Raw genomic sequence first — 25,542 nt, 5'->3', positions numbered from 1 at the left:
CATGGGTCGGTCTCCCGGTTGTTGATGAAGCCTCCCGGCCCCGCCGGTCTGCCGCCGGCTTGGGCCCTGTTCGTCCGGCCGTTGATTTTGTTTTACAGCCCCGCGCGCCCCGGCCGGTGGCGCGTGCGGAGGAAGGACCGGCGCCGCGCAGGCGGCGGGCGCCGGTGGGGCGTCAGCCCGTGACGCCGGTGTCGTGCGCCGTCTTGTCGAGGACCAGGCGGACCTTCTCCACCAGTTCGTCGATGTGGTCGTGGGTCAGGATCAGCGGCGGCGACAGCACCAGGGTATCGTAGACCGCGCGCATGATGAGCCCGTTGGCGAAGCTGTGGTCGCGGGCGATGGTGCCCACCTTGCCCACGTCGTCGAAGAACTCGTGGCGGGCCTTGTCGCGGATCAACTCGATGCCGGCGATCATGCCGATGCCGCGCACCTCGCCGACGATGGGATGGTCGGCCAGTTCGCGCAGGCGCTTCTGGAAATAGGGGCCGGTGTCGGTGCGCACGCGGTCCACGATGCCCTCGTCGCGCAGGATGCGAATGTTTTCCAGCGCCACCGCGCAGGCCACCGGATGACCCGAATAGGTGTAGCCGTGGAAGAACTCCCCGCCCTTGGAGATCAGCGTGTCGGCCACGCGGTCGCCCACCATGACGGCGGCGATGGGCTGATAGCCCGAGGACATGCCCTTGGCCAGCGGCATCAGGTCGGGCTTGATGTCGAAGGTCTGGCTGCCGAACCAGTTGCCGGTGCGGCCGAAGCCGCAGATCACCTCGTCGACGATCAGCAGGATGCCGTACTTGTGGCAGACGCGCTGGATTTCCGCCCAGTAGGTCGCGGGCGGATAGACCAGGCCGCCGGCGCCCTGGATGGGCTCGGCGATGAAGGCCGCCACCGAATCGGGGCCGACCTCCTGGATCTTGTCCTCGAGCCAGCCGGCTGCCTTGACGCCGAAGGCGTCCGGGTCCTCGTGGTAGCCCAGCTGGAACCAGTGCGGCGGCTCGATATGCGCAAACCCCGGCAGGATGCCCGACTGGGTGTGCATGGCCGACATGCCGCCCAGCGACAGGGCGGCGAGCGTCGAGCCGTGGTAGCCGTTGCGCCGGCCGATGATGACCTGGCGCTGCGGCTGGCCTTCCAGCGCCCAGTAGCGCCGCACCATGCGGATGACCGTGTCGTTGGCCTCGGACCCCGAGCCGGCGAAGAAGGCGTGGTTCAGGCCCTCGGGCGTCAGCTCCACCAGTTGGCGGGCCAGCTCCGTCGCCGGCATGGTGGTGGTCTTGAAGAAGGTGTTGTAGTACGGCAGCTCCTGCATCTGGGCATAGGCCGCCTCGGCCAGTTCCTTGCGGCCGTAGCCCACGTTGACGCACCACAGCCCGGCCATGCCGTCGAGGATCTTGGTGCCCTCGCTGTCATAGAGGTAGGGGCCTTCCGCCCGCACGATCAGGCGCGCGCCGCCTTCATCGGTCAGGCCCTTGAAGTCCGTGAAGGGGTGCAGGTGGTGGGCGGAGTCGATCTTCTTCCACTCTGCGGTGGTGCGGTTGGAGGCCGACAGGGCGGTCATGGAGGCTCCTTGCATCCAGGGGTGCGGGGGAACGCTTGATGAGTATTTTGAACACATCCCACGCCCGCCGCAAACCCGGAATTTGCCGCCACCCCGGCTTCCGCGCCGCAAAACCACGACATGTCAAAGCGTTGGAGGCTGAAATCAAGGCGATCCCGCCGCACTGCCGCACACCTTTCAGTACGGCGAAACTTTACACCGCCTTGACAGTCCCGCCGCCCCGGCCTACCGAAGAGACACCAGCCCTTCTTCCGAGTCCCACCCCGCGCAGCCGCTGCAACCGACGGACAGCTCCCATGGCCGAACCGCACGCCAACTCCTATTACGCCGCCTCCGCCACCACCTTCACGGACCAGCCCCCGCTGGAGGGCGACGCCAAGGTGGACGTCTGCGTGGTCGGCGGCGGCATGACGGGCTGCTCGGCGGCCCTTCACCTTGCGGAGCGCGGCTACAAGGTCATGCTCATCGAGGCCAACCGCATCGGCTTCGGCGCCTCCGGCCGGTCGGGCGGGCAGCTCATCGCGGGCTATGCCGCCGACATGCACAAGGTGGAAAAGTACGTCGGCCCGGAAGAAGCCCAGCGCATGTGGAACATGAGCGTGGAGGCCGTCGACCTGGTGCGGGAGCGCACACGCCGCCACGCCATCGACTGCGACCTGGTGGACGGGCACCTTCACGTCGGCGTCAAGCCGCGCCACTGCGAGGAACTCCAGGATCTGGCTGAAGAGTGGGACCGCTACGGCTACGACGGCGTCCGCTATCTCGACCGCGACGCCGTGCGCGAGCGCGTCGACAGCGACGCCTACGTCTGCGGCCTGCTGGACCCCAAGGGCGGCCACCTCCACCCGCTCAACTACACGCTGGGCCTGGCGCGCGCCTGCCTGGACGCGGGCGTCGTCATCCACGAGGACACTCCCATGACGGGATGGGAGGCCGGCGACCCCGCCACCATCATCACCTCGCGCGGGCGCATCCGGGCCAACCATGTCATCCTGGCCGGCAACGCCTACCTGTGGGAGAAGGAGCGCCGGCTGGGCACCAGCATCATGCCGGTGGGCACCTACATCGTCGCCACCGAACCGCTGGGCGAGAACCGCGCCACCAAGCTGATCCCCAACAACGAGGCCGTCGCGGATATCCTGTTCGTCCTCAATTACTTCCGACGGTCCGCCGATCACCGGATGCTGTTCGGCGGGCGCGTCAGCTATTCGCGGATCGAGCCCGCCAGTGTCGGCGAGGCCATGCGCAAGACGATGCTGAAATACTTCCCGCAGCTCGATGACGTGAAGGTGGACTACGCCTGGGGCGGCTATGTCGCCATCACCGCCAACCGCCTGCCGGACTTCGGCCGCCTGGCGCCCAACGTAGTGTACGCCCAGGGCTTTTCCGGCCACGGCGTGGCGCTGACCAGCCTTGCCGGCAAGCTGATGGCCGAGGCCGTCGCCGGCCAGGCGGAACGGTTCGACCTGCTGGCGAAGATCCCTCACATGCCGTTCCCCGGCGGTACCATGTTCCGCACCCCGGCCCTGGTGCTGGCCATGGCCTGGCACCGGCTGCGGGACATGCTCTGATCCGGGTCCGCGGCCCGTCCCGTAGGAGGAGCGATCGCCATACCGGAGTCGCCCCATGCCCTACGACCCCGCCCTGCCCCTGCCCGAACCGACTCGTGCTGAGGGCCTGCGCCGCCTTGAGGACATGCTGCCGCGTGCCGGCCGCGCCTATGCCGCCGGCCGCAACTACGACCGCGGCCCCGGCCGGCACGCGCCGGTCTCCATGCTCTCGCCCTATCTGCGCCACCGCCTGCTGACCGAACGCGACGTGGTGGCCGCGGTGCTGGAACGTCATACTCCGCAGGCGGCCGAGAAGTTCCTGCAGGAAGTGCTCTGGCGCACCTACTGGAAGGGCTGGCTGGAGATGCGGCCCGAGGTCTGGCGCCGCACCCGCCGTGCCGTCGCCACGCTGGCGCGCGACCGCGCCATGATGGACCGCGTTGAAACCGCCGCCGCGGGCCGCACCGGCATCGACTGCTTCGACGCCTGGATGACGGAACTGTCCCAGACCGGCTACCTGCACAATCACGCCCGCATGTGGACGGCCAGCATCTGGGTCTTCACATTGAAGCTGCCGTGGGAACTGGGTGCCGACCTGTTCCTGCGCCGCCTGCTGGACGGCGATCCGGCGTCGAACACCCTGTCCTGGCGCTGGGTGGCGGGGCTGCACACGCCGGGCAAGGCGTATCTGGCGCGGCCCGACAACATCCGCCGCTACACCGACGGCCGCTTCGATCCGCAAGGTCTGGCGGACACGGGCGAACCGCCCGCGGGCGATGCCGGGAACCCGCCGCCCGCGCCTCTGCCGGAGCCGCCACCGATCGACCTGTCGCTGCCCTCGGCCCTGCTGTTGACCGAGGAGGACCTGCTCCCCGAGGACCTGCTGCCGCCGGACCTCGACATCCGCGCCGCCGCCGCCATGCCCTGCGCCGCGGCGCGCTCGCCGCTGCCGGTGGCCGCGGGGGTGCGCGGGTTCACCCAGGGCGCCCTTGGGAACGCCCTTGACCGTCTCGGTTTCCTCGGTCGCTACCTGCCACGCGATCCGGCGGCGGTGGTCGCCTGGGCGCGCGAGCACGGGGCAAGGCAGGTGGTGACGCCCTACGCCCCCGTCGGTCCGGCGCGGGACGTGCTGGATGCCCTGGAGCCGGCACTGACCGCCGCCGACATCCGCCTCGCCCGCCCCCGCCGGGCGCGGGACACGGACCTCTGGCCGCTGGCGACGGCGGGGTTCTTCGGCTTCTGGAAGACGGCGCGCGGGCGGATCGGAGCGTGATGCCCGCAAACACCGGCGAAGCGGCGGCGGCCGGCGTGCGTTATCATCAAAAGCCCCGTCACCCGCCTTTCGACCAGCCACGGAGCCCGCATGGAGGACCTGCTCGGCTACTCGCTACGGGACATGCTGTTGTTCTCGCGGGAAACCTACGTCCGGCTGTTCACCCTGACCAACCAGGCCCACTGGCCCCTGCCGATCATCGCGGGACTTGCCGGGCTGGCCGGCCTGTGGCTCATGCGCGGCCGACGGGTCTGGCACGGGCGCGTGCTGCTGGCGCTGACCGGCGCCGGCTGGCTGTGGACCGGATGGGTCTTTCTCATTCAGCGCTACGGCACCATCAACTGGGCCGCGCCCTGGGCGGGGTATGCCTTCCTGGCAGAGGGCGCGCTGCTGCTGGCCCTGGCGATCACGGGCCGACGGCCGCGCACCGACCGGCGCGACGCCGCGGCCGGGGCGGCCTGGGCCTTGCTGGCGGCGGCAGTGCTGGTCCTGCCGCTTGTCTATCCGCTTCTGGACGGGCAGTGGATGCGCGCCGCCCCCTTCGGCATCGCCCCCGACGCCACGGCTGCCGGAACGCTGGCCGTTCTGGCGCTGATCCGCGGCGGGTGGGCGGCGCTGGCCGTGCCGGTGCCGATGGCATGGCTGGCCGCCTCCGCCGTCACCCACGACCTGCTGGGGATGACGGCTGTGGCCGTTGGGCTGGGACTGGCGGCGCTGGCGGGCCTTGCGGTCCGCGTCGCCGCCGCCCGCGGCCTCAGCGGTTGACGGTGAAGTCGTTCAGGTGCGTGCGGATGTTCTGCGCCATGGCGGCGTCGAAATCCTGCATCAGCGCGGTGACGAGCGCATACCACATTTCCTCGCGCTCGTTCAGGCTGGCCTTCTCGCCGAGCGTCTTGGACCGGTAGGCCTCCGTGCTGGCGGTGGCGAGCACGTCGCGATCGCTCAGCACCTGAACCTCGGCCACCACGTGGGCGGTGTACTTCCAGGCCTGCTGGTCGGTCAGGAAGCCGCGAATGCCTTCCTCGGTCTCCAGCCGTTCCTCGCGCACCGAGGCGTCCCGGATGACGAAGCGCAGGGTGCGCAGCGAGCCGTCGGCGGCGCCGCCCGTGCCGGTCACCGCCAGCCGGTCCTCAGCCCAGGTGCGCAGCGCGCGCTCCGGCGGCAGAGGCATCAGGTGCTCCACGAAGGGCGTCTGGAAGCTGGGCTCGAAGTCCGACAGGATCACCTTCTCGTCGGCGCGGAAGGTGATGGCCCCCTTGTTGGTGAAGCGCAGGTCCTTGAACTCCGGCACGGGCTCCGGCGTGGTGCAGGCGGCCAGCGCGAGAACGCCGGCCAGCACGAGGGCGAAGGCACGCAGCGGATGGGCGAGGCGGGCGAGGCTCATGAAGGGACGATCCCTGGCAGTGGTTACGGTCTGCGCATTGTCGCATGCGATCATGGCCGGTCAAGGGCGGGCGGTGCCGGCCGGCGCCACGGCGCCCGCCCCCTACTGCTTCGGCGCCTTGTCGGCGTCCATGGCGTCCAGGTCGGCGTCGGTGAAGGGATAGTGCTCGTTGCAGAACTCGCACGAAACCTCCACCACGCCGGCGTCGGTCTTCATGGTCTCCAGTTCCGCGCGCGGAAACTGGGACAGCGCCGTCACCACCCGCTCGCGCGAGCAGCGGCAGCCGAAGTGCGGGTGGCGGGCGTCGTAGGCCTTCAGGCCCTCGCTGTGGAACAGGCGGCGCAGCACGTCGGCCGGCGGCAGGTCCGGGGCCAGCAGTTCCTCGTTGGTCACGCTGCCCATGAGCACGACGCCGGTGCGCCAGGCGTCCTCCACCATCTCCTCGTCGTCAGCCGAAAGCTGGGCGCCCGAAGGCAGAGGCATCCGCTGGAGCATGAGTCCGGCGGCACGCCAGCGGCCGTCGGCATGGGTGGTCGCCATCTTGATGGCGGTCTCCAGCTGCTCGGACTGGCGGAAGTAGGCGTGCGCACAGTCGGCCAGCGTCGCGCCGGTCAGTTCGGTGATGCCCTGGTAGCGGTCCGTCTCCGGTCCCTGGTCGACGGTGAACGCCAGGTAACCGGACCCCATCAGCGCCGGCACCCGGTCGCCCAGGGCCGCGATGCCGCCGGCTTTCTCCACCGCCGCGTTCAGGCGCGCCTCGTCGAAGTGGGCGACGCCGCGCACGTCGCCACCGCTGGTGACGTCCACCACCATCTGCGAGATCGGCCCGTCGGAGCGCGATTGCAGGGTGAAGATGCCGTCGTACTTCAGGCTGTCGGCCAGCACCACGGCCAGCACCGCCGTCTCCGCCAGCATGAGCGCGACGGGCTCGGGATAATTGTGGCGCGAGACGATGGTGGACACGGTGTCGTCCAGACGAACCAGGCGCCCGCGAAAGGCGCCGTGGTCGATCATGAACGGGACGATCTGGTCGGTCACGACTGCGTCAGACACCAAACAAGGATTCCTTTTTGCGCATGGAGGCGGTTTTCGGCCTCGTCCCACACCACCGACCGGGGGCCGTCGATGACCTCGGTGGTCACCTCTTCCTCGCGGTGGGCGGGCAGGCAGTGCATGAACAGGGCGTCGGCCTTGGCCTTGGCCATGAGCGCTCCGTTCACCTGGTAGGGGCGGAAGATGTTGTGCAGGTTCGCCCCGTCCTCGTGCATGGACACCCAGGTATCGGTGACGACGCAGTCCGCGCCGTCGGCCAGCTTTTTCGGGTCGCGGTCGATGACGACGGTCGCACCCTTCTCCCGTGCCCATTGGACAACGCGCGCATCCGGCTCGCGGTTTTCCGGGCAGGCCACCCGCATCTCGAAACCGAACTGGGCGGCGGCCTCGATCCAGGACGCCGCAACGTTGTTGCCGTCGCCAGACCAGCAGACCACCTTTCCGGCGATCGGCCCCTTGTGTTCCTCGAAGGTCATGACGTCGGCCATGATCTGGCAGGGATGGCTGTCGTCGGTCAGCCCGTTGATGACCGGCACGGTGGCGTGCCGCGCCATCTCTTCCAGCTTCGCCGGATCGTCGGTGCGGATCATGATCATGTCGCAGTAGCGCGACAGCACTCGGGCGGTGTCGGCGATGGTCTCGCCCCGGCCCAACTGGCTGCCGTTTCCGTCCAGGATCACCACGTCGCCGCCCAACTGCTTGGCACCCACCTCGAAACTGACGCGGGTGCGCGTGGACGGCTTCTCGAAGATCATGGCAAGCGTCCTGCCCTCCAGCGGCCGGCGCTTCTCCGCCATCACCGCGCCGCGCTTGTACTCGGCCGCCAGGTCCAGGATGGCCCGAAGATCGGCGGAACCGTGTGTGTGCAGGTCGAGGAAGTGCTTGGGCGCGGAGCCGGTCATGGAAGGTGATCTCGCTTTGTCAGCGTGCCGGGGCCGTGTCCTTGCAGACCCGGGACAGGATGTCGACGGCGGCGTCGGCCTCGGCCGTGCCGATGATGAGCGGCGGCAGCAGCCGCACCACGTTGTCGCCCGCCGGAACGACGAGCAGGCCGGCCTTCAGCGCCCGGCCGACGATATCGGTGTTGGTCACGCCCTCGGCCATCTTCAGGCCGAGCATGAGGCCGAGCCCGCGCACCTCGGCGATGACGCCGGGGTTCTCGGCGGCCAGCGCCTGAAGCTTTTCCCGCAGGTGGGCGGCGGTGGCCTGGACGTTTTCCAGAAAGCCCGGCGCCAGAACCTCGTCCAGCACGGCGTTGACGGCGGCCATCGCGAGCGGATTGCCGCCGTAGGTGGTGCCGTGGGTGCCGGCGGTCATGCAGGATGCCGCGCGCTCGGTCGCCAGCACGGCGCCGACGGGGAAGCCGCCGCCCAGGCCCTTGGCCGTCGCCATGACATCGGGCGCCATGCCGGTCCACTGGTGGGCGTAGAGCTTGCCGGTGCGACCGTTGCCGGTCTGCACCTCGTCGAACATGAGCAGCAGGCCGTATTCGTCGCACATGGCGCGCAGGCCGCGCAGGTACTCGGCGTCGGCGGGCACGATGCCGCCCTCGCCCTGCACGGGCTCCACCAGGACGGCGGCGGTCTGTTCGGTGACGGCGTTGCGGGCCTCGTTCATGTTGCCGAAGGGCACGCGGTCGAAGCCTTCCACCATGGGGCCGAAGCCGGCCAGGTGCTTTTCCTGCCCGCCGGCGGCGATGGTCGCCAGCGTGCGGCCGTGGAACGCATTGCGGGTGACGATGACGCGATGCTTGTCCACGCCCTGCGACTGGTGGAAGCGGCGCGCGATCTTAAGCGCCAGTTCCAGCGCCTCGGCGCCCGAGTTGCCGAAGAAGACGGTGTCGGCGAAGGTGTTGGCGACCAGCTTCTCGGCGGCCGCCTCCTGCCCCGGAACGCGGTAGAGGTTGGAGGTATGGATGACCTTCGCCGCCTGCTCCTGGATCGCCGCGACCAGGCGCGGGTGCCCGTGCCCGAGGGCGGAGACGGCGATGCCGGTGCCGAAGTCCAGGTACTTGCGGCCGTCGGTGGCGAACAACCATGCCCCCTCGCCGCGCTCGAAGGCGACGTCCATGCGGGCGTAGGTGGGCATCAGGGCGGGAATGGTCATGCGCTTTCCGGGCCTTGAAAACGGGGGCGGTTGCAAGGCGCAATGCCCCTCGGAAAGCGGTGGACTATCCGGCCTGGCAAGCGGTTTGTCAAGAGAGGGGAGGCAGCGTCTCACGCCTTCAGCTTGTATCCCGTCTTGAACATCGTATAGGCCACCGCCAGCAGCACCAGGTTCGTGCCGCCCACCACCGCGATGCCGATGCCCGGCAGGGCGTCGTCGTGGCCGATGAAGCCGTAGCGGAAGCCGTCGATCATGTAGAAGAACGGGTTCACATGCGCCAGGAACTGCATGTTCTCCGGCAGCCGGTCGATGGTGTAGAAGGTGCCCGACAGGAACGACAGCGGCGTGATGACGAAGTTGGTCACCGCCGCGATGTGGTCGAACTTGTCCGCCCAGATGCCGCCGATCACGCCCAGCAGGCTCAGCATCAGCGACGCCATGATGCCGTGGTACAGGATGAAGAACAGGTTGTGCAGGTGCAGGTCGACGAACAGGCCCATCACCGGCGTCACCACCACGCCCACCACGATGCCGCGCGACATGCCGCCCAGCGCATAGGCCGCCGTCAGTTCCCCCGCCGACAGCGGCGGCATCAGAATGTCGACGATGTTGCCCTGCACCTTGGAGATGGTCAGCGACGAGGACGTGTTGGCGAAGGCGTTCTGCACCATCGCCATGATAATGAGGCCCGGCGCCAGGAATTCGATGAAGCTGACGTGGTAGCTTTCCGGCACGCTGCGGCCCAGCGCCAGGCTGAAGATCGCCAGGAACAGAAGCGTCGTCACGATGGGCGCGGCCACCGTCTGCAGGTAGACCTTGAGGAACCGCCGCACCTCCTTGAGGTAAAGCTCCCACGTGCCGCGCCAGTTGACGGCGCCCATCTGGCGCGGGCGGGGCGGGAAACTGGCGGTGGTGCGGGTCTGCGCGCGCGATTGCGACGACGACACGGGGTTGTCTCCTGGCTCTGGCATGGGTTCTGGCGTGGAATCCTGGATCAGGGGCGCTAACATAGGCCGCATGGACGAAGAATGCACCCCGCCGGCCGGCCCGGAGCCCAAACGGCCCCGTCGGGCGGAACGAAATGGCCGCAAACGAAAGCAGCCCCGCAAGGTCTCGCCGGAGTACCTGGAGAACAGCGCCCTGCATTACCTGGAGCGCTTCGCCTCCAGCGCGGCGAACCTTAAGCGCGTGCTCATGCGCAAGGTGATGCTGTCGGCCAGCGTCCACGACACCGACCCCGACGAGGGCGCGGCCTGGGTGGATGCGCTGATCGAACGCTACCAGCGCGCCGGGCTGCTGGACGACGGCGCCTATGCCGCCATGCGGGCGCGCTCCATCAACCGCCAGGGCGGGCCGGAGCGGGCGATCCGCGCCAAGCTTGCCGCCAAGGGCGTGGCGGCGGAGCATGTGGACGCCGCCGTCGACGAGCTGCGCGAGGACGTCGGCGGCGACCCCGACATGGCGGCGGCGGTGGCTCTGGCCCGCCGCCGCGGCTTCGGGCCCTTCCGCCGCCCCAGCCTTTCCGCCAAGCCCCTGCCGCCCGAGGAGCGCCGCATGAAGGAACTGGCCGCCATGGCGCGCGCCGGCTTCTCCTTCGACACCGCCACCCGCGTGATTGACGCCGAGCGCCCCGAGGACCTGGACGAGGACATGGCAGCCTTCCCCTGAGCGCGTGGCGAGCCGTCTCGTGCTGCTGCTAGACTGGCGCAAGCAGGGGGAGAAGAGGCACCGACGGGAGGCCCGCCATGGCCGATGATCCGCCCCTGGTCACCGCCGCCGACCTGCGCCACCTCATGGCGGAGCGCGAGGAAAAGCGCCACCGCGAACGCCTGGAAGCCGAGGCCGAGGCACGCCTCCACCACGACATGATGGTGGAACGCTTCCGCACCACGCACCTGACGGAAGCCGAAAAACGCAGCATCATTAGCCACTTCCAAAGCGCCGCCCAACGCGGTGAGAAGGAAATCCAGGTCTGCCGCTTCCCCAGCGACGTCTGCACCGACGGCGGGCGGGCCATCAACAACAGCGATCCCGCCTGGCCCGAAACGCTGGAGGGCAAGCCGCGCGACATCTATGACCTGTGGCACGAGCACTTGCGGCCGCTGGGCTACCGTCTGCGGGCGCGGATCGTGGACTTCCCCGGCGGCATCCCCGGCGATGCCGGGCTGTTCATCAGTTGGTCCGTGTAGGAGGCCGCGAAAATCCGCGGTTGTATTTTCCTACCTTTTCGGGCGGCTTCCTGGTGCGGTGCGACACGGGCTAGACTTCCCGCCTGATCGCGCTCGGGCAAGGGAGGACGAGCCGTGAGGATACCCCTGCTTCTGGCGGTGGTGCTTGCCTTGAGCGCCGCCATCGTCTCCTGGCTTTCCGATACCGGCCGCCTGCTGGCCGACACGCATGTCGCCGTTACCCCCGATGCGGTGGCAGACGGCGGGCGCCTCTATGCCGAAAACTGCGCGGCCTGCCACGGGTCGGGCGTGGACAATCCTCCGGGGTGGCGCCCGGTGATCGGCGGCATCGCCCCGCCGCCGCTGACCGCCGACGGCCTGCCGACTGACTCTACCGACGGCTACCTGGTCCGCGTCATCCGCGAGGGCGCCGCCGCCGTCCATGGCGATCCCGCCCGCCACCGCATGCCGCCCTTCCGCGACGTGCTGACCAACCGCGAGATTCACGCGGTGGTGGCCTTCCTGAAGGACCGCTGGCCCGACCACCTCCAGGCCCTGCGCGGCGCGGACGGCGCGGTGAACGGCGGCGGGTGAGGGCCTTGCCGGTGGAGGCGGGGGCGCTCATAATTGTGGGCCAAGGCATCGGACTTACAGGCCGACGATGAACCGCACGCCGACAGTTCAGGATATCCGCCAGCGCCTCGCGGCCCACGCCGACGAGATGTGGTCGCTTGGCGTGCAGCAGGCGGCGGTGTTCGGCTCGGTGGCGCGCGGCGAAGCGCGGCCCGGCAGCGACGTGGACTTGCTGGTCACGCTGCGCCCGGACAAACGCGAGACGCTGGATATTATCCAGGCGTCCGGCCTCCAGTTAGACCTGAGCCGCATCGTCGGCGCCGATGTCCAAGTGGTTCCGGCCGGGCGGCTCTCCCAGCCGTTCCTCGACACGATCACGCCGGACCTTGTCGATGTCTTCCACTAGGCCGGCGCAGCGGTCCGCGGACATTGTGAAGGCTGCCGATCGAGTCCTTGGCAAAACGGAAGGCGTCAGCCGCGACACATTCGAGGCCGAGCAGCGCGTGCCGGACGTTCCGTGGGCAAGCATTCGCGGGATGGGCAATTTCCTGCGGCACGAATACGACAACGTGCAGGCAGACCTGATCTGGACCCTCATCGCCAACGGCCAGTTGCGGGCCCTGCGCGATGCCTGTGCGCCTTACGCCGCCCCGCGCGACGCCTGAACACGCCCGCGCCGCCCCCTGGACTCCGCCCCTCCCCCGCCCTATAAATCGGCCATGAATACGGCGCCGCTTCACTTCATCAAAATGCACGGGCTGGGCAACGATTTCGTCATCGTGGACCGGCGCGCCGACGCGCGTCCGCTGCCCCCCGAAACCATCGCCGCCGTCAGCCATCGGCGCACCGGGGTGGGCTGCGACCAGTTCATCACCATCGAGCCGCCCGCCGCCGACGACCCGGCCGCCGACGCCGTCATGGGCATCTTCAACGGCGACGACGGCAGCCCCGCCGGCGCCTGCGGCAACGCCACCCGCTGCGTCGCCGACATCCTCATGCGCGAGACCGGCAAGGATACCGTCGCCATCCGCACCGCCGCCGGCCTGCTGACCGCCTGGCGCGAGGACGACGGACAGGTGACCGTCGACATGGGCGAACCGCGCCTGGACTGGCAGGCCATCCCGCTCAGCACGGAGCAGGACACGCTGTCCATCGACCTTACCGTCGGCCCGCTCTCGCGCCCTGTCGGCGTCAACATGGGCAATCCGCACGCGGTGTTCTTCGTGCCCGCCGTCGCCTCCATCGACCTGCCCGCCCTCGGCCCGCAGGTGGAGCGCCACCCCCTGTTCCCCGAGCGCACCAACGTCGAGATCGTGCAGATCCTCGACCGCCGATCCTTGCGGATGCGGGTGTGGGAGCGCGCCGCCGGCATCACCCAGGCCTGCGGCTCGGGCGCCTGTGCCGTCGCCGTCGCCGCCGTGCGCCGGGGGCTGGCCGAGCGCCGCGTCACCGTCACGCTCGACGGCGGGCCGCTTGTCATCGAATGGCGCGAGGCCGACGGCCATGTGCTGATGACCGGCCCCGTCGCCATGTCCTTCTCCGGCACCCTCGATGCCGCGTTGTTGAGCCCGATCCAGGCCGCCCCATGACCATGCAGAAGCCGATCGATCCGCGCGTCGTCACCTTCGGGTGCCGCATGAACACCTATGAATCCGAGGTGATGCGCGACCACGCCCGCGCCGCCGGCCTGGGCGACGCCGTCATCGTCAACACCTGCGCGGTGACCAAGGAGGCCGAGCGCCAGGCCCGCCAGGCCGTGCGCCGGCTGCGGCGCGAGAACCCGCACGCCAAGATCATCGTCACCGGCTGCGCCGTGCAGCTGGACAAGGACCTGTGGTCGGGCATGCCCGAGGTCGACCGCGTCCTGGGCAACGCCGAGAAGCTGAAGGCCGAATCTTACGCGCCCGGCCTCAACCAGCAGATCCTGGTCGACGACATCATGACGGTGCGGGAAACCGCCGAGCACCTGCTGGCGGGCTTCGAGGGCCACACCCGCGCCTTCGTCCAGGTGCAGCAGGGCTGCGACCACCGCTGCACCTTCTGCATCATCCCCTACGCCCGCGGCCCCAACCGCAGCGTGCCCATGGGCCGCATCACCGAACAGGTCCGCGCGCTGGTGGAGAACGGCTATCGCGAGGTGGTGCTGACGGGCGTGGACATCACCGCCTATGGCGCCGACCTGCCGGGGCAGCCGCCGCTGGGGCAGATGGTGCGCCGGCTGCTCGCCAACGTGCCGGAGCTGCCGCGCCTGCGCCTCACCAGCCTCGACCCGGTGGAGGTGGACGACGACCTGCTGGAGCTGATCGGCCGCGAGCCGCGCCTGATGCCGCACTTCCACCTGTCGGCGCAGGCGGGCGATGACCTGATCCTCAAGCGCATGAAGCGCCGCCACCTGCGCGCCGACGTCATCGCGCTGACCGAGCGCATCCGCAGCATCCGCCCCGACGCCGTGTTCGGCGCCGACATCATCGCCGGCTTCCCGACGGAGACGGACGAGCACTTCGCCAACTCCGTCGCGCTGGTGGAGGAGGCGGGGCTGACGCACCTGCACGTCTTCCCCTATTCCTCGCGCCCCGGCACGCCGGCCGCCAAGATCCCCGGCCTGCCGGGCGACGTGGTCAAGGCCCGCGCCGCGCGCCTGCGGGACGTGGGGCGGGCAGCGATGGACGCCTACCTGCGCTCGCGCGTCGGCACCGAGACGACGGTGCTGGTGGAGGAGCCCGGCAAGGGCCACAGCGACCACTACATTCCCGTGCGCCTGCCCGAGACGGCGGCGGTGGGCGAGATCGTGCCCGTGCGCCTGACCGGCGTGGACGGCGAGACCATGACAGCCGAGGTGACCGCGTGACCGACGACCCGAACGCCCCCGACGCGCCCGAGAACAAGCCGAAGAAGCGGGGGTTCTTCTCCCGCCTGTTCAAGCGCGGCGAGGAGCGCCCGGAGACGCCGGACACCGAGGCGCCCGAGGGCGGCGGTCCCGCAGCGTCCGGGGCCCCCGCCGAGACCCCGGAAGTCCGCCACGACCAGACGCCCGACACCGCCCCCCACGATCAGCCGGCCGAAGGCACGCCCGACCTGCCCGAGGCCGAGCCCGAGCCGCAGAGCCCCCGCCTGCTCGACATCGAGCCGGAGGTGCGGCCCGACCAAACTCCCCCCGCCGCGCCCCACGACCAGCCGGTGGAGGGCCGCACCGACCTGCCCGAGGCCGAGGAGCCCGCGCCGGAAGAGGTCGCCCGCCGCGTCGGCGAAGGCATCGAGGACGCCGCCGCCCGCGCCGAGGCCGCGGAGCGCGCGCCCAAGCCCGAGCGGGAGCCCGTCGCCGAGCCCCTCCCCGAGGCTCCCGCGCCCGCGCCGGACGCCTTCGAGGGCTACGACGCCGAGCCCGCGCGCCCGGCGGAAGGCGAGCCCGACGCCGCCGAGACCGCCGCGCAGGAAGACGCGGCCGAACAGGACCGCGCCGCCGGCATCGCGGAGGCCGAGGCCGTTCCCGCCCCGCCGTCCGACGAGCCGCAGCGTCAGAAGAAAAGCTGGTTCGCCCGCCTGCGCGACGGGCTCTCGCGCTCGTCCAGCAAGCTGACGGAGGGCATCACCGGCCTGTTCACCAAGCGCCGCCTGGACGACGAGGCGCTGGAGGACCTGGAGGACCTGCTCATCACCGCCGACCTGGGGGTGAGCACCTCGGCCAAGCTGGTGGCCTCGCTGGCGAAGGAGCGCTTCGGCAAGGACATCACCGGCGAGGAAATCCGCAAGGCCTTCGCCGAGGACATCGCGGAAATCCTGGAGCCGGTGGCCCGCCCGCTGGAGATCGACCGCGCGCTGAAGCCCCATGTGGTGCTGGTGGTGGGCGTGAACGGCTCGGGCAAGACGACGACCATCGGCAAGATGGCCCGCCAGTACCAGGAGCAGGGGCTATCGGTGATGCTGGCCGCCGGCGACACCTTCCGCGCGGCCGCCGTGGAGCAGCTGAAGGTGTGGGGCGACCGCACGGCCACGCCTGTCATCAGCCGCGACACCGGCGCCGACGCGGCGGGTCTGGCCTATGACGCCTATCAGGAGGCACTGAAGGCGGGGACGGACGTGCTGATGATCGACACGGCCGGGCGCCTTCAGAACAAGAAGGGCCTGATGGACGAGCTTCAGAAGATCGTCCGCGTGCTGAAAAAGATCGACCCCGCCGCCCCGCACTCGACGCTCTTGGTCCTGGACGCCACGGTGGGCCAGAACGCCCACAACCAGGTGGAGGTGTTCAAGGACATGGTCAACGTGACCGGCCTGGTGATGACCAAACTGGACGGCACGGCCAAGGGCGGCGTGGTGGTGGCGCTGGCGGACAAATTCGGCCTGCCGGTGCACTCGATCGGCGTCGGGGAGACGGCGGAAGACCTCCGCCCGTTCAAGGCGGAGGACTTCGCGCGGGGGTTGATGGGGGTTTAAAATGCCGCGTCTCGCGGTAAATTTTGTTGATGCTGAAGCGCAACTTCTGGTACGAAAAGACGACTAGTTCGGCAAGAAGGCGTGCCAGATGGACACTACAGTAAACATTCGATTTTTCGAGGTCCAAAGACAGGCAGATTTCCCTGAACATTTCTCTGAATGCCTCAGTGAAGCTGCAGACCTCGATCTAGCTGAGCGCGAAGTAGAGATTCAGGAAAATGTCGTGCTTCGCCTCGAGCGCCTTGAAGAAAAGAGCCGGGGTAGAATTTTGGCTGGCGAGCTAGTCCGCTTGCAAAGCCAGAATTTGCCTGCGCGAGCCATGCCGGGGCAGCCCCTTCAGCGGCTTGGCGTCCCTTCTATCGGTCATTCGACGGCATTTCGGTATGATAGGTCGAACAACATCCTTGCTCTCCAGATGGGGAGGAACGGCATTACGCCGGCTCGGGTGGCGATGTACGTACAAGAAGTCGCTGGAGTTGATGGCTTCTATATCTTGCCCGTCATCTCACAGGAATGGTGGGAGAAGTTGGCCACAGAACGCGTCAGGGCGCTTGCTTTCCGGGTGGCGCGTCCGGATAGGCTGGATAGCGTTTCTCAGGAAACTCAAACGATTATTGAAGGCCTAGAAGCGATGAAGCAGGCAGGCCAGTCAGCATTTATCGATATGAGCTTCACGATGGGACGGTCGCCGGAAGACATATCTTCAGGCTTTGCGCGGCGACTTGTTAGGTGGTTGCTTCGGCAACATGAAGAAGGGGAGGCGGGTGTTAAGCGGCTTACCGCGACGTTGCGGAATGATGAAACCCGGCAAACAGAAACGTTCCCGCTGCTTCGAGCACAAGTGGGGGACAGGCGGAAACTTGACCTCCCCGATGATGATCCGGCGGAGGCTTACAATATTAAAGATAGGTTTATCCGTGAACTATGGCAGGCCAAGCGCCGAGCGATAGAAGAAATGTTCCCCCCGAATGGCTAAGTTTGGTGCTTTACGAGTTTTCTTAGAGGCGCGCCTGCCGCTGATATTATCTGTCGCGGCAGGCTATATTGTTTTTTCTGATTATGAATGCATAAAAAATTACGAGTTCTATAAGACAGCCGATTTCGGCGATCTCTCTTCTGCCGTGGCTAATATATCGGCTATCGCTACCGGTTTCGTCATGACATTCTATGGCGTGGTAGTATCTTCTAGCTCTGATTTTATAGCGAAAATTAAACATACGCCGATATTTTTGAGGTACATATCTTTCCTAAAGTCGGCTATGTTCGCGAGCTTTTTTTCGTCCTTATTTAGCGTGTCTTTTTCTTTTTTGTATGGAACCAATCTGTGGGAGGCCCCTCAAGATCGGTACATGCTTTCTCTTTGGGCTTTCGTTGTTGTTTACACGGTTTTAGCTGTCACGAGAATAATAAGAAGCACCTTCATCGTGCTCGAGTCTAAGCCGCCAAAAAAGCTAGGTGGTGGGTAAGTGGTAGACATCAGCCGTGGCGTAAGGCTGAAATCTTACCTACTGCGGCTTTATGCCGCGGCCGTGCTTACAGCGCCCTTTGTTCCACCGTCCTCTGACCCTGCTCCGCCGTCTACCTCGCCTGGCGCAGCGGGCTGCGTCAGGGTCTTGTCACGATTCTCTAGGCGGCGACCGGTATTGAGGCTAGCGCGTGCGTTCTGGATTGGCAGAAATTTCCTGTAGACACACCCACCGCACCCCCGCGGTGAACCACCGCTCCAGCGGGTCCTGTTCAAGCCCCCAGTCCTGCTTGGTCCCCACGAAGTGCGCCGTATAGGCGCAGCGGTAGGGCCAGGCGGGTGGGAGCCAGGCCAGGGGGTCGCCGTCGGCCTTGCTGCGGTTGGCGCTCGCCGAGACCGCGATCAGGTTGCCGGGGTTGTTGGCGAAGGCCGCGCGGCGGGCCGGGCTCCAGCGGTCGGCGCCGCTGCGGTGGGCCTCGGAGAGCGGCACGATGTGGTCCACGTCCAGCGCGCTCGGGTCCGTGAACGTCCGCCCCGTGTACGGGTCGCGCCACCGGCCGCCCGTCACCCGGCAGCCGTTGGCGGAGAAGGTCGGGCGGATCACGCTGTCTCGGGCCAAAATCTCCTGCCGCGTGTCCAGGCAGTCGCCGTCCGTGTCCAGCCAGTGTGCGTAGAGCGCCCGGTCGAAGGGCACCGCCACCGGCCGCACCAACTCGCTCTCGCGGCCCTCCAGCACGCCCGCCCCCAACGCCACCACGGCGCCCACCCACCGCGCCCAGCGCGGCAGGCGCCAGAACGGCGACAGCACCCCGCCACCCCGGCGGCGGGTCGTCTTGCGGCGCGGCTTCGGGCGCGATCGGCGGCGGCGGGTGGTGGTGCTCAAGGAGGGCTCGGGGTGGAAGAGGCGGGGCGGGGAGTGTGGCCCGTCCGGCGTGCAACCTCAAGCACCTGACGCAGGGGCGTCCGCCCCCGGCCCCCGATCGGGACGCGCAGCGTCCCGAACTCTTCAGTCTTCTGAAAGTCGGCGCCCGCCCCAGCTTCCCACAAACCGAGAGCGCGAGAGGCCGCGCCTCTCGCAAGGCCGGGTGCGGGGCGGCGAGCCCCGCGCGCGTCAGCGCTCATAACGCGGGGGCTTCCGCCCCCGGCCCCCGATCGGGAAGCACAGCGTCCCGAACCCTTCAGTCTTTTGAGAGTCGGCGCCCGCCCCAGGCTCCCACACACCGAGAGCGCGAGAGGCCGCGCCTCGCGCAGGGGCGGGGGGCGGCCGGCCCCGCGCGCGTCAGCGCGGACCGCGGCGCGGCGGGCGTCTGCCCTCCCGATCCCGCCAGCGCCTTGGGCGTCGGAGCCGGACACCGGCTTCATCGGGCGGCGGTCGCGACGGGAGGAAACGTCGATAAAACGTCGACATTTCGTCGACGTCATGTCGGGAAAATCCCACGGCCGGCGGTGCGGCGCGACGCCTTGAGGCATCGGCCGGGGTGCCGGTCATCGGCTACCGGCCATCGGTCATCGGTCAATCGGCAGGGCGGACCGGGCGCCCCCTTGCCCAGCGGCGCCCGGATCACGCGCGGAAGGGGGTCAGAGGACTTCCACCTGCTGCGCCATGGGGCCTTTCTTGCCCATGCGGGTCTGCATCCGCACGCGCTGGCCGCTGTCCAGCAGGTCGAGGCCCGAGCGCTGCAGGGCGCCGATGCCGATGAACACGTCCTTCCCGCCGGCGTCCGGGGTGACGAACCCGAAGCCCTTGTCGGCGCTGAAGAACTTCACCACGCCCTCCACCGTCTCGTTGACCGGAATGGCGGCTTCGACGGTGGCGGAACTGGCGTCGATGCTGTCGATGCCCGAGACCTGCGGCCCCTTGGGCCCGGACTCGACATCGCACACGAGCGTGGTGCCGGGCAGCACGTCGCGCATGCCGGCCCGCTCGACGACGGAGATGTGGAGGAAGGCATCCGGAGCCCCGTCGGAGAAGGCGACAAAGCCGAACCCCTTCGTGGCGTTGAACCATTTCACCGTGGCGGTGACTCCGGTCTGGACGGGCCCCATGGGCCGGGAAGTGTGAGACTGCATCACGGGAACAAAACCTTAGGTGGGTAGAGCAAGTAAAGCATTGCCCGATTCGGGCTCCCCCTCAAGCCGAATAAGATGCGACTCGCGCGCGATTTGGTTCGAAGTACCCGGTTCCTGGACATATGCTTTCCGTGGTGCCGGTTTCTTCAACCCCAGACCTAAGCCACAAGGCGCATTTACCCCTCGATCGGGTAGATACCGTTTGGCAATACCGGGGCCTGAAACAGCGTTGCGCCGAGTCGCGTTCCACGGTGTCATCCGTTTCGTCGCGCGGGTATGCTGGGGCAATGGCCTGTCGCGGCCCAAGTCATTGTGCGAAGGAGGTTTTGTCCATGGGTGTCCGCCGTCTTATCGACGACTGCTGCGGCGCGGGCGCGCGCCTGATGCCGCTGCCCGAGGCGCTGGCGATCATCGACCGCGACCTGGTGCCGGTGACGGCGGTGGAGCATGTGCCCCTGTGGGCGGCCCTGGGCCGCGTGCTGGCCGACGACGTCACCGCCGCCGTGTCGCTGCCGCCGCTGCCCAACTCCGCCATGGACGGGTATGCCGTGCGCGCCGCCGACATGGCCGCCGACGCCGAGACCACGCTGCCGGTGGTCGCGCGCCAGGCCGCCGGTCAGCCGCTGGAGGGCGAGCCGGCGCCGGGCGGGGCGGTGCGCATCTTCACCGGCGCCCCCATGCCCGATGGCTTCGACGCCGTGGTCATGCAGGAGGAGGCGGAGGTGCTGGACGACGGCGCCCGCGTGCGCCTGCCGGCGGGCGTCAGGGCCGGCGTCAACGTCCGCCATGCCGGCGAAGACGTGCGCGAGGGCGCCGTGGTGCTGCGGCGGGGAACGCGGCTGCGGGCGCAGGACGTCGCCATGGCCGCCGCCGTCGGCCGCGCCGAACTGCCCGTCGGCGCACCGCTGCGGGTGGCCGTCTTCTCCACCGGCGACGAGTTGCGCGACCCTGGCGAGGCCCTGCCCCACGGCTGCATCTACGACGCCAACCGCCAGGCCCTGAAGGGCATGCTGGCGGGCCTTCCGGTGGTGGTGACGGACCTGGGCATCCTGCCCGACGACCCCGAGGCGGTGCGCGAAGCGCTCGCCCGCGCGGCGCCGGAGCACGACGTCGTGGTGACCTCCGGCGGCGTCTCGGTCGGCGAGGAGGATCACGTGCGCGGCGCGGTGGAGGCCCTGGGCGCCATCACCTTCTGGCGGCTGCGGCTCAAGCCCGGCAAGCCGGCGGCGCTGGGGCGGATCGGCGAAACGGTGTTCCTGGGCCTGCCCGGCAACCCCGTGGCGACCATCGTCACCTTCCTGCTGATCGCCCGGCCCATCATCCTGCGGCTGGCCGGCGCGACGGACGTCGCCCCGCGCCGCTTCCAGGTGCCGGCGGACTTCCACTTCGAGAAGAAGGGCGGCCGGCGCGAGTTCATCCGCGTGCAACTCGCCACCGCCGAGGACGGCCGCACGGTCGCCCGCACGCTGACGGGCCAGGGGTCCCACCTGATTTCCTCGGTGGTCAACGCCCACGGCCTGGCGGAACTGGAGGAGGACCGCCCCGGCGTGGAGCCCGGCGACATGCTGACGGTCATCCCCTTCCCCGACACCATGGCAGGGTGAGCGGACGCGCGCTACACGGCCTGTCTTACTCTCTGTTCCGGGCAGGGTCCCGCCCCGAACGCCGGCGGCCGCTGATCGCGGCCTTGGCTCGCGCGCCTTATCGGCGGGGGTCGCTACACTGCGCCCAGGCCCACATCCAGCGCCATCATCAGCACGAATCCCACCGTCAGGCCGAAGGTGGCGGCGGTGTCGTGGCCGTTGCGGTGGGTCTCGGGGATGATCTCATTGGAGACGACGAACAGCATCGCCCCACCCGCCAGCGCCAACCCCCACGGCAGGGCGTAGGTCGCCAGGCTGACCAGCCCCGCGCCCAGGAACCCGCCGACGCTTTCCACCGCGCCCGTCGCCAGCGCCACGCCGACGGCGATCAGCGGCTTGTAGCCCAGTGTCAGCACCGACAGCGCGACCACCAGCCCCTCGGGCAGGTTCTGCAGAAAGATGCCGATGGTCAGCGTCAGGCCGTTGTTGACGTCGCCGCCGCCGAAGCCGACGCCCACCGCCAGGCCTTCGGGAAAATTGTGCAGGGTGATGGCGATGATGAACAGCCAGATGCGCTTGAGCTGCACCGTGTCCTTCACGTGCTCGGCGCCTTTCACCAGGTGCTCGTGCGGCAGGTAGTGGTGGATGGCCCACAGGCCCGCAGCACCCAAAAGCGTGCCCGCCGCCACCACCAGCAGCGCGGCCAGGGCCCCGCCGTAGATGCCGGTCCCCGCCTCCACGCCCGGCAGCAGCAGCGAGAACGCCGTCGCTCCCAGCATGACTCCGGCGGAAAAGCCCAGCATGATGTCCTGCTGGCGGACCGAGATGCTTCGCACCACCAGCACCGGCAACGCGCCGACTCCGGCGGCGGCCCCGGCGACCAGGCTGGCGAGGACTCCCAGAGTCAAAAGGGGCAGGGATTGCAGGGCGGTCGCGATCTCTTGCACGATGTCTCTCTGTAAGGCTGAAAAGAGCGACGAAAACGGCGAGGCTCATCCGGTCAACGGGTATCCGCCCTGTACGGTTGTAGTATCCGGTCAGACCTATCGTCGTGAAAGCATCACGCATGGCCCGTTGCCCAGTGCCCAAGGACCGTCATATGGTTATGGTCGCTATTTCAAGAGCGTCGGGCGAATTTGCCGGTATGGAGACCTTTGTTATGACGGAAGCGCCTACCAAGAATGCCAAGCTGCTGGCCTGGGTTGACGAGATCGCCAAGCTCGCCAAGCCCGACCAGGTCTACTGGTGCGACGGCTCCGACGATGAGTACGATCGCCTGTGTCAGGAGATGGTCGACAACGGCACGTTCATCCGCCTGAACGAAGAGAAGCGCCCCAACAGCTACCTCTGCCGCTCCGACCCGGCGGACGTCGCCCGCGTCGAGGACCGCACCTTCATCTGCTCGGATAAGGAAGAAGACGCCGGCCCGACGAACAACTGGGTCGACCCCGCCGAGATGCGCGCCACCCTCAACGGCCTGTTCGACGGCTGCATGAAGGGGCGCACCATGTACGTCATTCCCTTCAGCATGGGCCCGCTCGGCTCGGACATTGCGCACATCGGCGTCGAGATTTCCGACAGCCCCTATGTGGCGGTCAACATGAAGATCATGACCCGCATGGGCCGCAAGGTGCTGGACGTGCTGGGCGAGAACGGCGATTTCGTGCCCTGCATCCACTCCGTGGGTGTGCCGCTCGCGGAAGGCCAGAAGGACGTGGCCTGGCCCTGCAACGCCGAAAACAAGTACATCGTCCATTTCCCCGAAAGCCGCGAGATCTGGTCGTTCGGCTCGGGCTACGGCGGCAACGCCCTGCTCGGCAAGAAGTGCTTCGCGCTGCGCATCGCTTCCGTCATGGCGCGCGACGAAGGCTGGCTGGCCGAGCACATGCTGATCCTGGGCGTGAAGAATCCCGAGGGCCAGCGCACCTATGTGGCCGCCGCCTTCCCGTCGGCCTGCGGCAAGACCAACTTCGCCATGCTGATCCCGCCCAAGGGCTTCGAGGGCTGGGAGATCTCCACCGTCGGCGACGACATCGCCTGGATCAAGCCGGACGAGAAGGGCGTGCTGCACGCCATCAACCCGGAATACGGCTTCTTCGGCGTCGCCCCCGGCACCAACATGAAGTCCAACCCCAACGCCATGCACTCGCTGGCGAAGAACTCCATCTTCACCAACGTGGCGCTGACCGATGACGGCGACGTCTGGTGGGAAGGCATGACCGACGAGCCGCCGGCCCACCTGATCGACTGGAAGGGCCAGGACTGGACGCCGGACTGCGGCCGCCCCGCCGCGCATCCCAACGCCCGCTTCACCGCGCCGGCCGGCCAGTGCCCCTCCATCGACCCCGAGTGGGAGAACCCCAAGGGCGTGCCCATCGCGGCCTTCATCTTCGGCGGCCGCGTGTCGAAGAACTTCCCGCTGGTCTTCCAGTCCTTCAACTGGAGCCACGGCGTCTATCTGGCCGCCACCATGGGCTCCGAGGCCACCGCGGCGGCCGTCGGCCAGGCGGCCATGCGCCGCGACCCCATGGCCATGCTGCCGTTCTGCGGCTACAACATGGCCGATTACTGGGACCACTGGCTGAGCCTGGGCCGTGCCCTGCCGGAGCCGCCGCGCATCTTCCGCGTCAACTGGTTCCGCAAGGACGAGAACGGCAAGTTCATCTGGCCGGGGTTCGGCGAGAACATGCGCGTGCTGAAGTGGATCGTCGACCGCGTGCACGGCAAGGCCCGCGCCGTGGAAAGCCCCATCGGCTGGGAACCGTTCCACAAGGACCTGCACTGGGAGGGCCTGGACTTCCCGAAGGAGAAGTTCGGCGAGATCATGGCCGTCCACAAGAACGTCGCCCTGGCCGAGGCGACCGAGGAAGACGCCCTGTTCTCCAAGTTCGACGGCAAGCTGCCCAAGGAGATGAAACTGCACCAGCAGATGCTCATCGCCCGCCTGGAGCGCAGCCCCGAGCATTGGGAAATCCACGATCCGGTGACCACGTAACCACGGCCATTGCGCGTTAAGAAAAACACCCGCCGGCGGTCCGTCGGCGGGTGTTTTATATTTGGCGGCCGGCCGTGGTGAATGCCAGCCTTCGCCGCCGTCAGACAATGGGCAACGGGCGGCTCAGAAGCGTTGCGGCCTGCCTCTGGCAGAAGTGCGGCAGGGCGGTCTACACCGCAGGTGGACGCCAGCTTGCGGGGGTGTCAAGAAGTCGGTTGGCTGCCACCGAAAGTGTCGCAAGGGCGGCTAGCGCAGTGTGTGGGCTCCTGCTTTCGCAGAAGCGGCCGGTTTCTGTACGATAGTGTCTTATATTGAAAAAAGGGCCGTCATTCCTGCGAAAGAGGCTGTAAAGAAATCGCCTGACGCTCCCTCGCAGGTGCGCGGCAGGATGTCCGGCGCCGCATGTGGATTCCCGCTTTCGCGGGAATGACGGGTATTTTTCCAGTCTATAACAACCACTTAAAAACCCCGTCGCCCCTGCGGAAGCAGGGGCCCACGCATTGCGTGGCCCGTCCTTGCGCCACCACTGGAAGCACACAGCGATTTTCCTGACCCCTCGAAAGCAGGGATCCACATTCGCTGCCAGACGACTGGCAAGACGCGCCACGCCGTGAGGTCTACCCCTGAAAGAAGCCGGCCGCCCTTAAAGCGCCCTGCCCTCTCCCCATAGTGCCGTGTCCCACACTACCCCGCCGCGTCCCGCACCCCGTGCGAGGCCTTGGCGCCTACGTGGGCGGCGGCGGTGCGGACGCACGCTTCGAACAGGGTCAGGTCGCGCAGGTCCAACTGCGGGTCGGCGGCGGTCTCGGGGGTCACGATGATGCCGCCGGAGGCCTCCACGGCGCCGTCGATCATCAGGTTTTCGACCATGCCGAAGCTTTCGATGAGCAAACCGTCGCCGTCCTCCAGCCCCTCGCCCTTGCGCTCTTGCACGGCGGGGCCGGCCCAGCGCACGGCGCGCTCGGCGTGCAGCAGGTCGCTGGCGGTGTAGCAGAACACAGGCCGGCCCAGTGCCCGCATGAAGCCGATCTCGAAAGCGGTGCCCGGGTCCATGCCGGGGCCGCGGAAGGGCGTGATGTTGGCGATGATCAGGTCAGCCCTGCGCATCAGCGCCTCGTTGGCGGCGCTGATGGCGCGGCCGGCGTCCTGTGGGTCCAGGCCGCCCAGGTCCAGTTCGTTGTCCAGCGGAAACAGGCCGGTCAGGCCGTGGCGGGCGCAAATGGCCTTCTTGGCCTCGCCCACGGCCACGGCGTCGGACAGGAACACCTCCGGCCCGGCCAGGTAGACGGTCTTGCGACGGGGCATGGCGGCATCCTCCCTGCTGTCCGGG

At 68.3% G+C, this 25,542-nt stretch carries 25 protein-coding genes; 15 read left to right on the top strand and 10 right to left on the bottom strand.

The window, feature by feature from the left end; genetic code table 11:
* Positions 1 to 172: 172 nt before the first annotated feature.
* Entirely contained in the window at positions 173 to 1,558 is a 1,386-nt protein-coding gene (locus tag C882_RS02540; RefSeq protein WP_009538968.1) for an aspartate aminotransferase family protein, read from the bottom strand.
* Between the two features lie 296 nt (positions 1,559 to 1,854).
* Between C882_RS02540 and C882_RS02535 the strand changes: the two genes are divergently transcribed.
* From C882_RS02535 to C882_RS02525, 3 genes are all read left to right on the top strand, one after another.
* Positions 1,855 to 3,129: an NAD(P)/FAD-dependent oxidoreductase gene (locus C882_RS02535; RefSeq protein WP_009538966.1), complete on the top strand. Its 1,275-nt coding sequence runs from the start codon at positions 1,855 to 1,857 to the stop codon at positions 3,127 to 3,129.
* A gap of 55 nt (positions 3,130 to 3,184) precedes the next feature.
* Complete coding sequence (locus C882_RS02530) at positions 3,185 to 4,381, top strand: FAD-binding domain-containing protein (protein ID WP_009538965.1); 1,197 nt, start codon at positions 3,185 to 3,187, stop codon at positions 4,379 to 4,381.
* A 90-nt stretch (positions 4,382 to 4,471) separates the two neighbouring features.
* Positions 4,472 to 5,146 (top strand): DUF6064 family protein, encoded by a 675-nt coding sequence (locus tag C882_RS02525; RefSeq protein WP_009538964.1) that lies wholly within the window; start codon positions 4,472 to 4,474, stop codon positions 5,144 to 5,146.
* Here C882_RS02525 and C882_RS02520 read toward each other — a convergent pair.
* The 5 genes from C882_RS02520 to C882_RS02500 form a co-directional block, all read right to left on the bottom strand.
* On the bottom strand, positions 5,136 to 5,765 hold the full coding sequence (locus C882_RS02520; RefSeq protein ID WP_009538963.1) for a hypothetical protein: 630 nt from the start codon (positions 5,763 to 5,765) through the stop codon (positions 5,136 to 5,138). The two genes, C882_RS02525 and C882_RS02520, sit on opposite strands and share 11 nt — an antisense overlap.
* A gap of 102 nt (positions 5,766 to 5,867) precedes the next feature.
* Entirely contained in the window at positions 5,868 to 6,818 is a 951-nt protein-coding gene (gene hslO / locus C882_RS02515) for an Hsp33 family molecular chaperone HslO (RefSeq protein WP_236262453.1), read from the bottom strand.
* Positions 6,800 to 7,720: an ornithine carbamoyltransferase gene (gene argF / locus C882_RS02510; protein WP_009538961.1), complete on the bottom strand. Its 921-nt coding sequence runs from the start codon at positions 7,718 to 7,720 to the stop codon at positions 6,800 to 6,802. The genes hslO and argF overlap by 19 nt, the downstream gene beginning before the upstream one ends.
* A 19-nt stretch (positions 7,721 to 7,739) precedes the next feature.
* The gene (locus tag C882_RS02505; RefSeq protein WP_009538960.1) at positions 7,740 to 8,924 is read right to left on the bottom strand and encodes an aspartate aminotransferase family protein; all 1,185 of its coding nucleotides are present in this window, start codon (positions 8,922 to 8,924) and stop codon (positions 7,740 to 7,742) included.
* A gap of 110 nt (positions 8,925 to 9,034) precedes the next feature.
* Complete coding sequence (locus tag C882_RS02500) at positions 9,035 to 9,871, bottom strand: ABC transporter permease (RefSeq protein ID WP_009538959.1); 837 nt, start codon at positions 9,869 to 9,871, stop codon at positions 9,035 to 9,037.
* A gap of 70 nt (positions 9,872 to 9,941) precedes the next feature.
* Between C882_RS02500 and C882_RS02495 the strand changes: the two genes are divergently transcribed.
* The 10 genes from C882_RS02495 (at position 9,942) to C882_RS24505 (ending at position 17,565) form a co-directional block, all read left to right on the top strand.
* Positions 9,942 to 10,592, top strand: coding sequence for a regulatory protein RecX (locus C882_RS02495; protein WP_083875658.1), 651 nt, complete (start codon positions 9,942 to 9,944; stop codon positions 10,590 to 10,592).
* A 77-nt stretch (positions 10,593 to 10,669) separates the two neighbouring features.
* Positions 10,670 to 11,113 (top strand): hypothetical protein, encoded by a 444-nt coding sequence (locus tag C882_RS02490; RefSeq protein ID WP_009538957.1) that lies wholly within the window; start codon positions 10,670 to 10,672, stop codon positions 11,111 to 11,113.
* Positions 11,114 to 11,227: 114 nt separating this feature from the next.
* The gene (locus C882_RS02485; protein WP_009538956.1) at positions 11,228 to 11,686 is read left to right on the top strand and encodes a c-type cytochrome; all 459 of its coding nucleotides are present in this window, start codon (positions 11,228 to 11,230) and stop codon (positions 11,684 to 11,686) included.
* 67 nt (positions 11,687 to 11,753) lie between these two features.
* Positions 11,754 to 12,071: a nucleotidyltransferase family protein gene (locus C882_RS02480; RefSeq protein ID WP_009538955.1), complete on the top strand. Its 318-nt coding sequence runs from the start codon at positions 11,754 to 11,756 to the stop codon at positions 12,069 to 12,071.
* A gap of 97 nt (positions 12,072 to 12,168) precedes the next feature.
* Positions 12,169 to 12,330, top strand: coding sequence for a HepT-like ribonuclease domain-containing protein (locus C882_RS24875; protein ID WP_160166762.1), 162 nt, complete (start codon positions 12,169 to 12,171; stop codon positions 12,328 to 12,330).
* 54 nt (positions 12,331 to 12,384) lie between these two features.
* A complete protein-coding gene (gene dapF / locus C882_RS02475; RefSeq protein ID WP_051999943.1) occupies positions 12,385 to 13,254 on the top strand; it encodes a diaminopimelate epimerase in 870 nt (289 codons plus the stop codon).
* Positions 13,251 to 14,513, top strand: a complete 1,263-nt coding sequence (gene mtaB, locus C882_RS02470; protein ID WP_009538952.1) for a tRNA (N(6)-L-threonylcarbamoyladenosine(37)-C(2))-methylthiotransferase MtaB — start codon at positions 13,251 to 13,253, stop codon at positions 14,511 to 14,513. The genes dapF and mtaB overlap by 4 nt, the downstream gene beginning before the upstream one ends.
* A complete protein-coding gene (ftsY, locus tag C882_RS25725; RefSeq protein ID WP_009538951.1) occupies positions 14,510 to 16,099 on the top strand; it encodes a signal recognition particle-docking protein FtsY in 1,590 nt (529 codons plus the stop codon). Before mtaB ends, ftsY begins: the two co-directional genes overlap by 4 nt.
* An 88-nt stretch (positions 16,100 to 16,187) precedes the next feature.
* Positions 16,188 to 17,075, top strand: a complete 888-nt coding sequence (locus tag C882_RS24510; RefSeq protein WP_152415167.1) for a DUF6731 family protein — start codon at positions 16,188 to 16,190, stop codon at positions 17,073 to 17,075.
* Entirely contained in the window at positions 17,068 to 17,565 is a 498-nt protein-coding gene (locus tag C882_RS24505) for a hypothetical protein (protein ID WP_152415166.1), read from the top strand. Before C882_RS24510 ends, C882_RS24505 begins: the two co-directional genes overlap by 8 nt.
* Before the next feature lie 183 nt (positions 17,566 to 17,748).
* Here C882_RS24505 and C882_RS02460 read toward each other — a convergent pair whose 3' ends face one another.
* Together C882_RS02460 and C882_RS02455 are read right to left on the bottom strand one after the other, a co-directional pair.
* Entirely contained in the window at positions 17,749 to 18,447 is a 699-nt protein-coding gene (locus C882_RS02460; RefSeq protein WP_009538950.1) for an HNH endonuclease family protein, read from the bottom strand.
* 695 nt (positions 18,448 to 19,142) lie between these two features.
* The gene (locus C882_RS02455) at positions 19,143 to 19,577 is read right to left on the bottom strand and encodes a cold-shock protein (protein WP_009538949.1); all 435 of its coding nucleotides are present in this window, start codon (positions 19,575 to 19,577) and stop codon (positions 19,143 to 19,145) included.
* A 389-nt stretch (positions 19,578 to 19,966) separates the two neighbouring features.
* On the opposite strand from C882_RS02455, the gene moeA reads away from it, so the two are divergent.
* Positions 19,967 to 21,238: a molybdopterin molybdotransferase MoeA gene (moeA, locus tag C882_RS02450; protein WP_009538948.1), complete on the top strand. Its 1,272-nt coding sequence runs from the start codon at positions 19,967 to 19,969 to the stop codon at positions 21,236 to 21,238.
* 113 nt (positions 21,239 to 21,351) lie between these two features.
* Here moeA and C882_RS02445 read toward each other — a convergent pair whose 3' ends face one another.
* Entirely contained in the window at positions 21,352 to 22,164 is an 813-nt protein-coding gene (locus C882_RS02445; protein WP_201448324.1) for a ZIP family metal transporter, read from the bottom strand.
* 212 nt (positions 22,165 to 22,376) lie between these two features.
* On the opposite strand from C882_RS02445, the gene C882_RS02440 reads away from it, so the two are divergent.
* Complete coding sequence (locus tag C882_RS02440; RefSeq protein WP_009538946.1) at positions 22,377 to 24,212, top strand: phosphoenolpyruvate carboxykinase (GTP); 1,836 nt, start codon at positions 22,377 to 22,379, stop codon at positions 24,210 to 24,212.
* Between the two features lie 684 nt (positions 24,213 to 24,896).
* Here C882_RS02440 and C882_RS02435 read toward each other — a convergent pair.
* A complete protein-coding gene (locus C882_RS02435) occupies positions 24,897 to 25,517 on the bottom strand; it encodes a nucleoside 2-deoxyribosyltransferase (protein WP_009538945.1) in 621 nt (206 codons plus the stop codon).
* Between the last annotated feature and the right edge of the window lie 25 nt (positions 25,518 to 25,542).

The organism is Caenispirillum salinarum AK4 (assembly GCF_000315795.1).
GTDB lineage: Bacteria > Pseudomonadota > Alphaproteobacteria > Rhodospirillales > Rhodospirillaceae > Caenispirillum > Caenispirillum salinarum.
The sequence above is the reverse complement of the archived record's forward strand: the minus strand, read 5'-3'. Positions and strand labels throughout refer to the sequence as shown.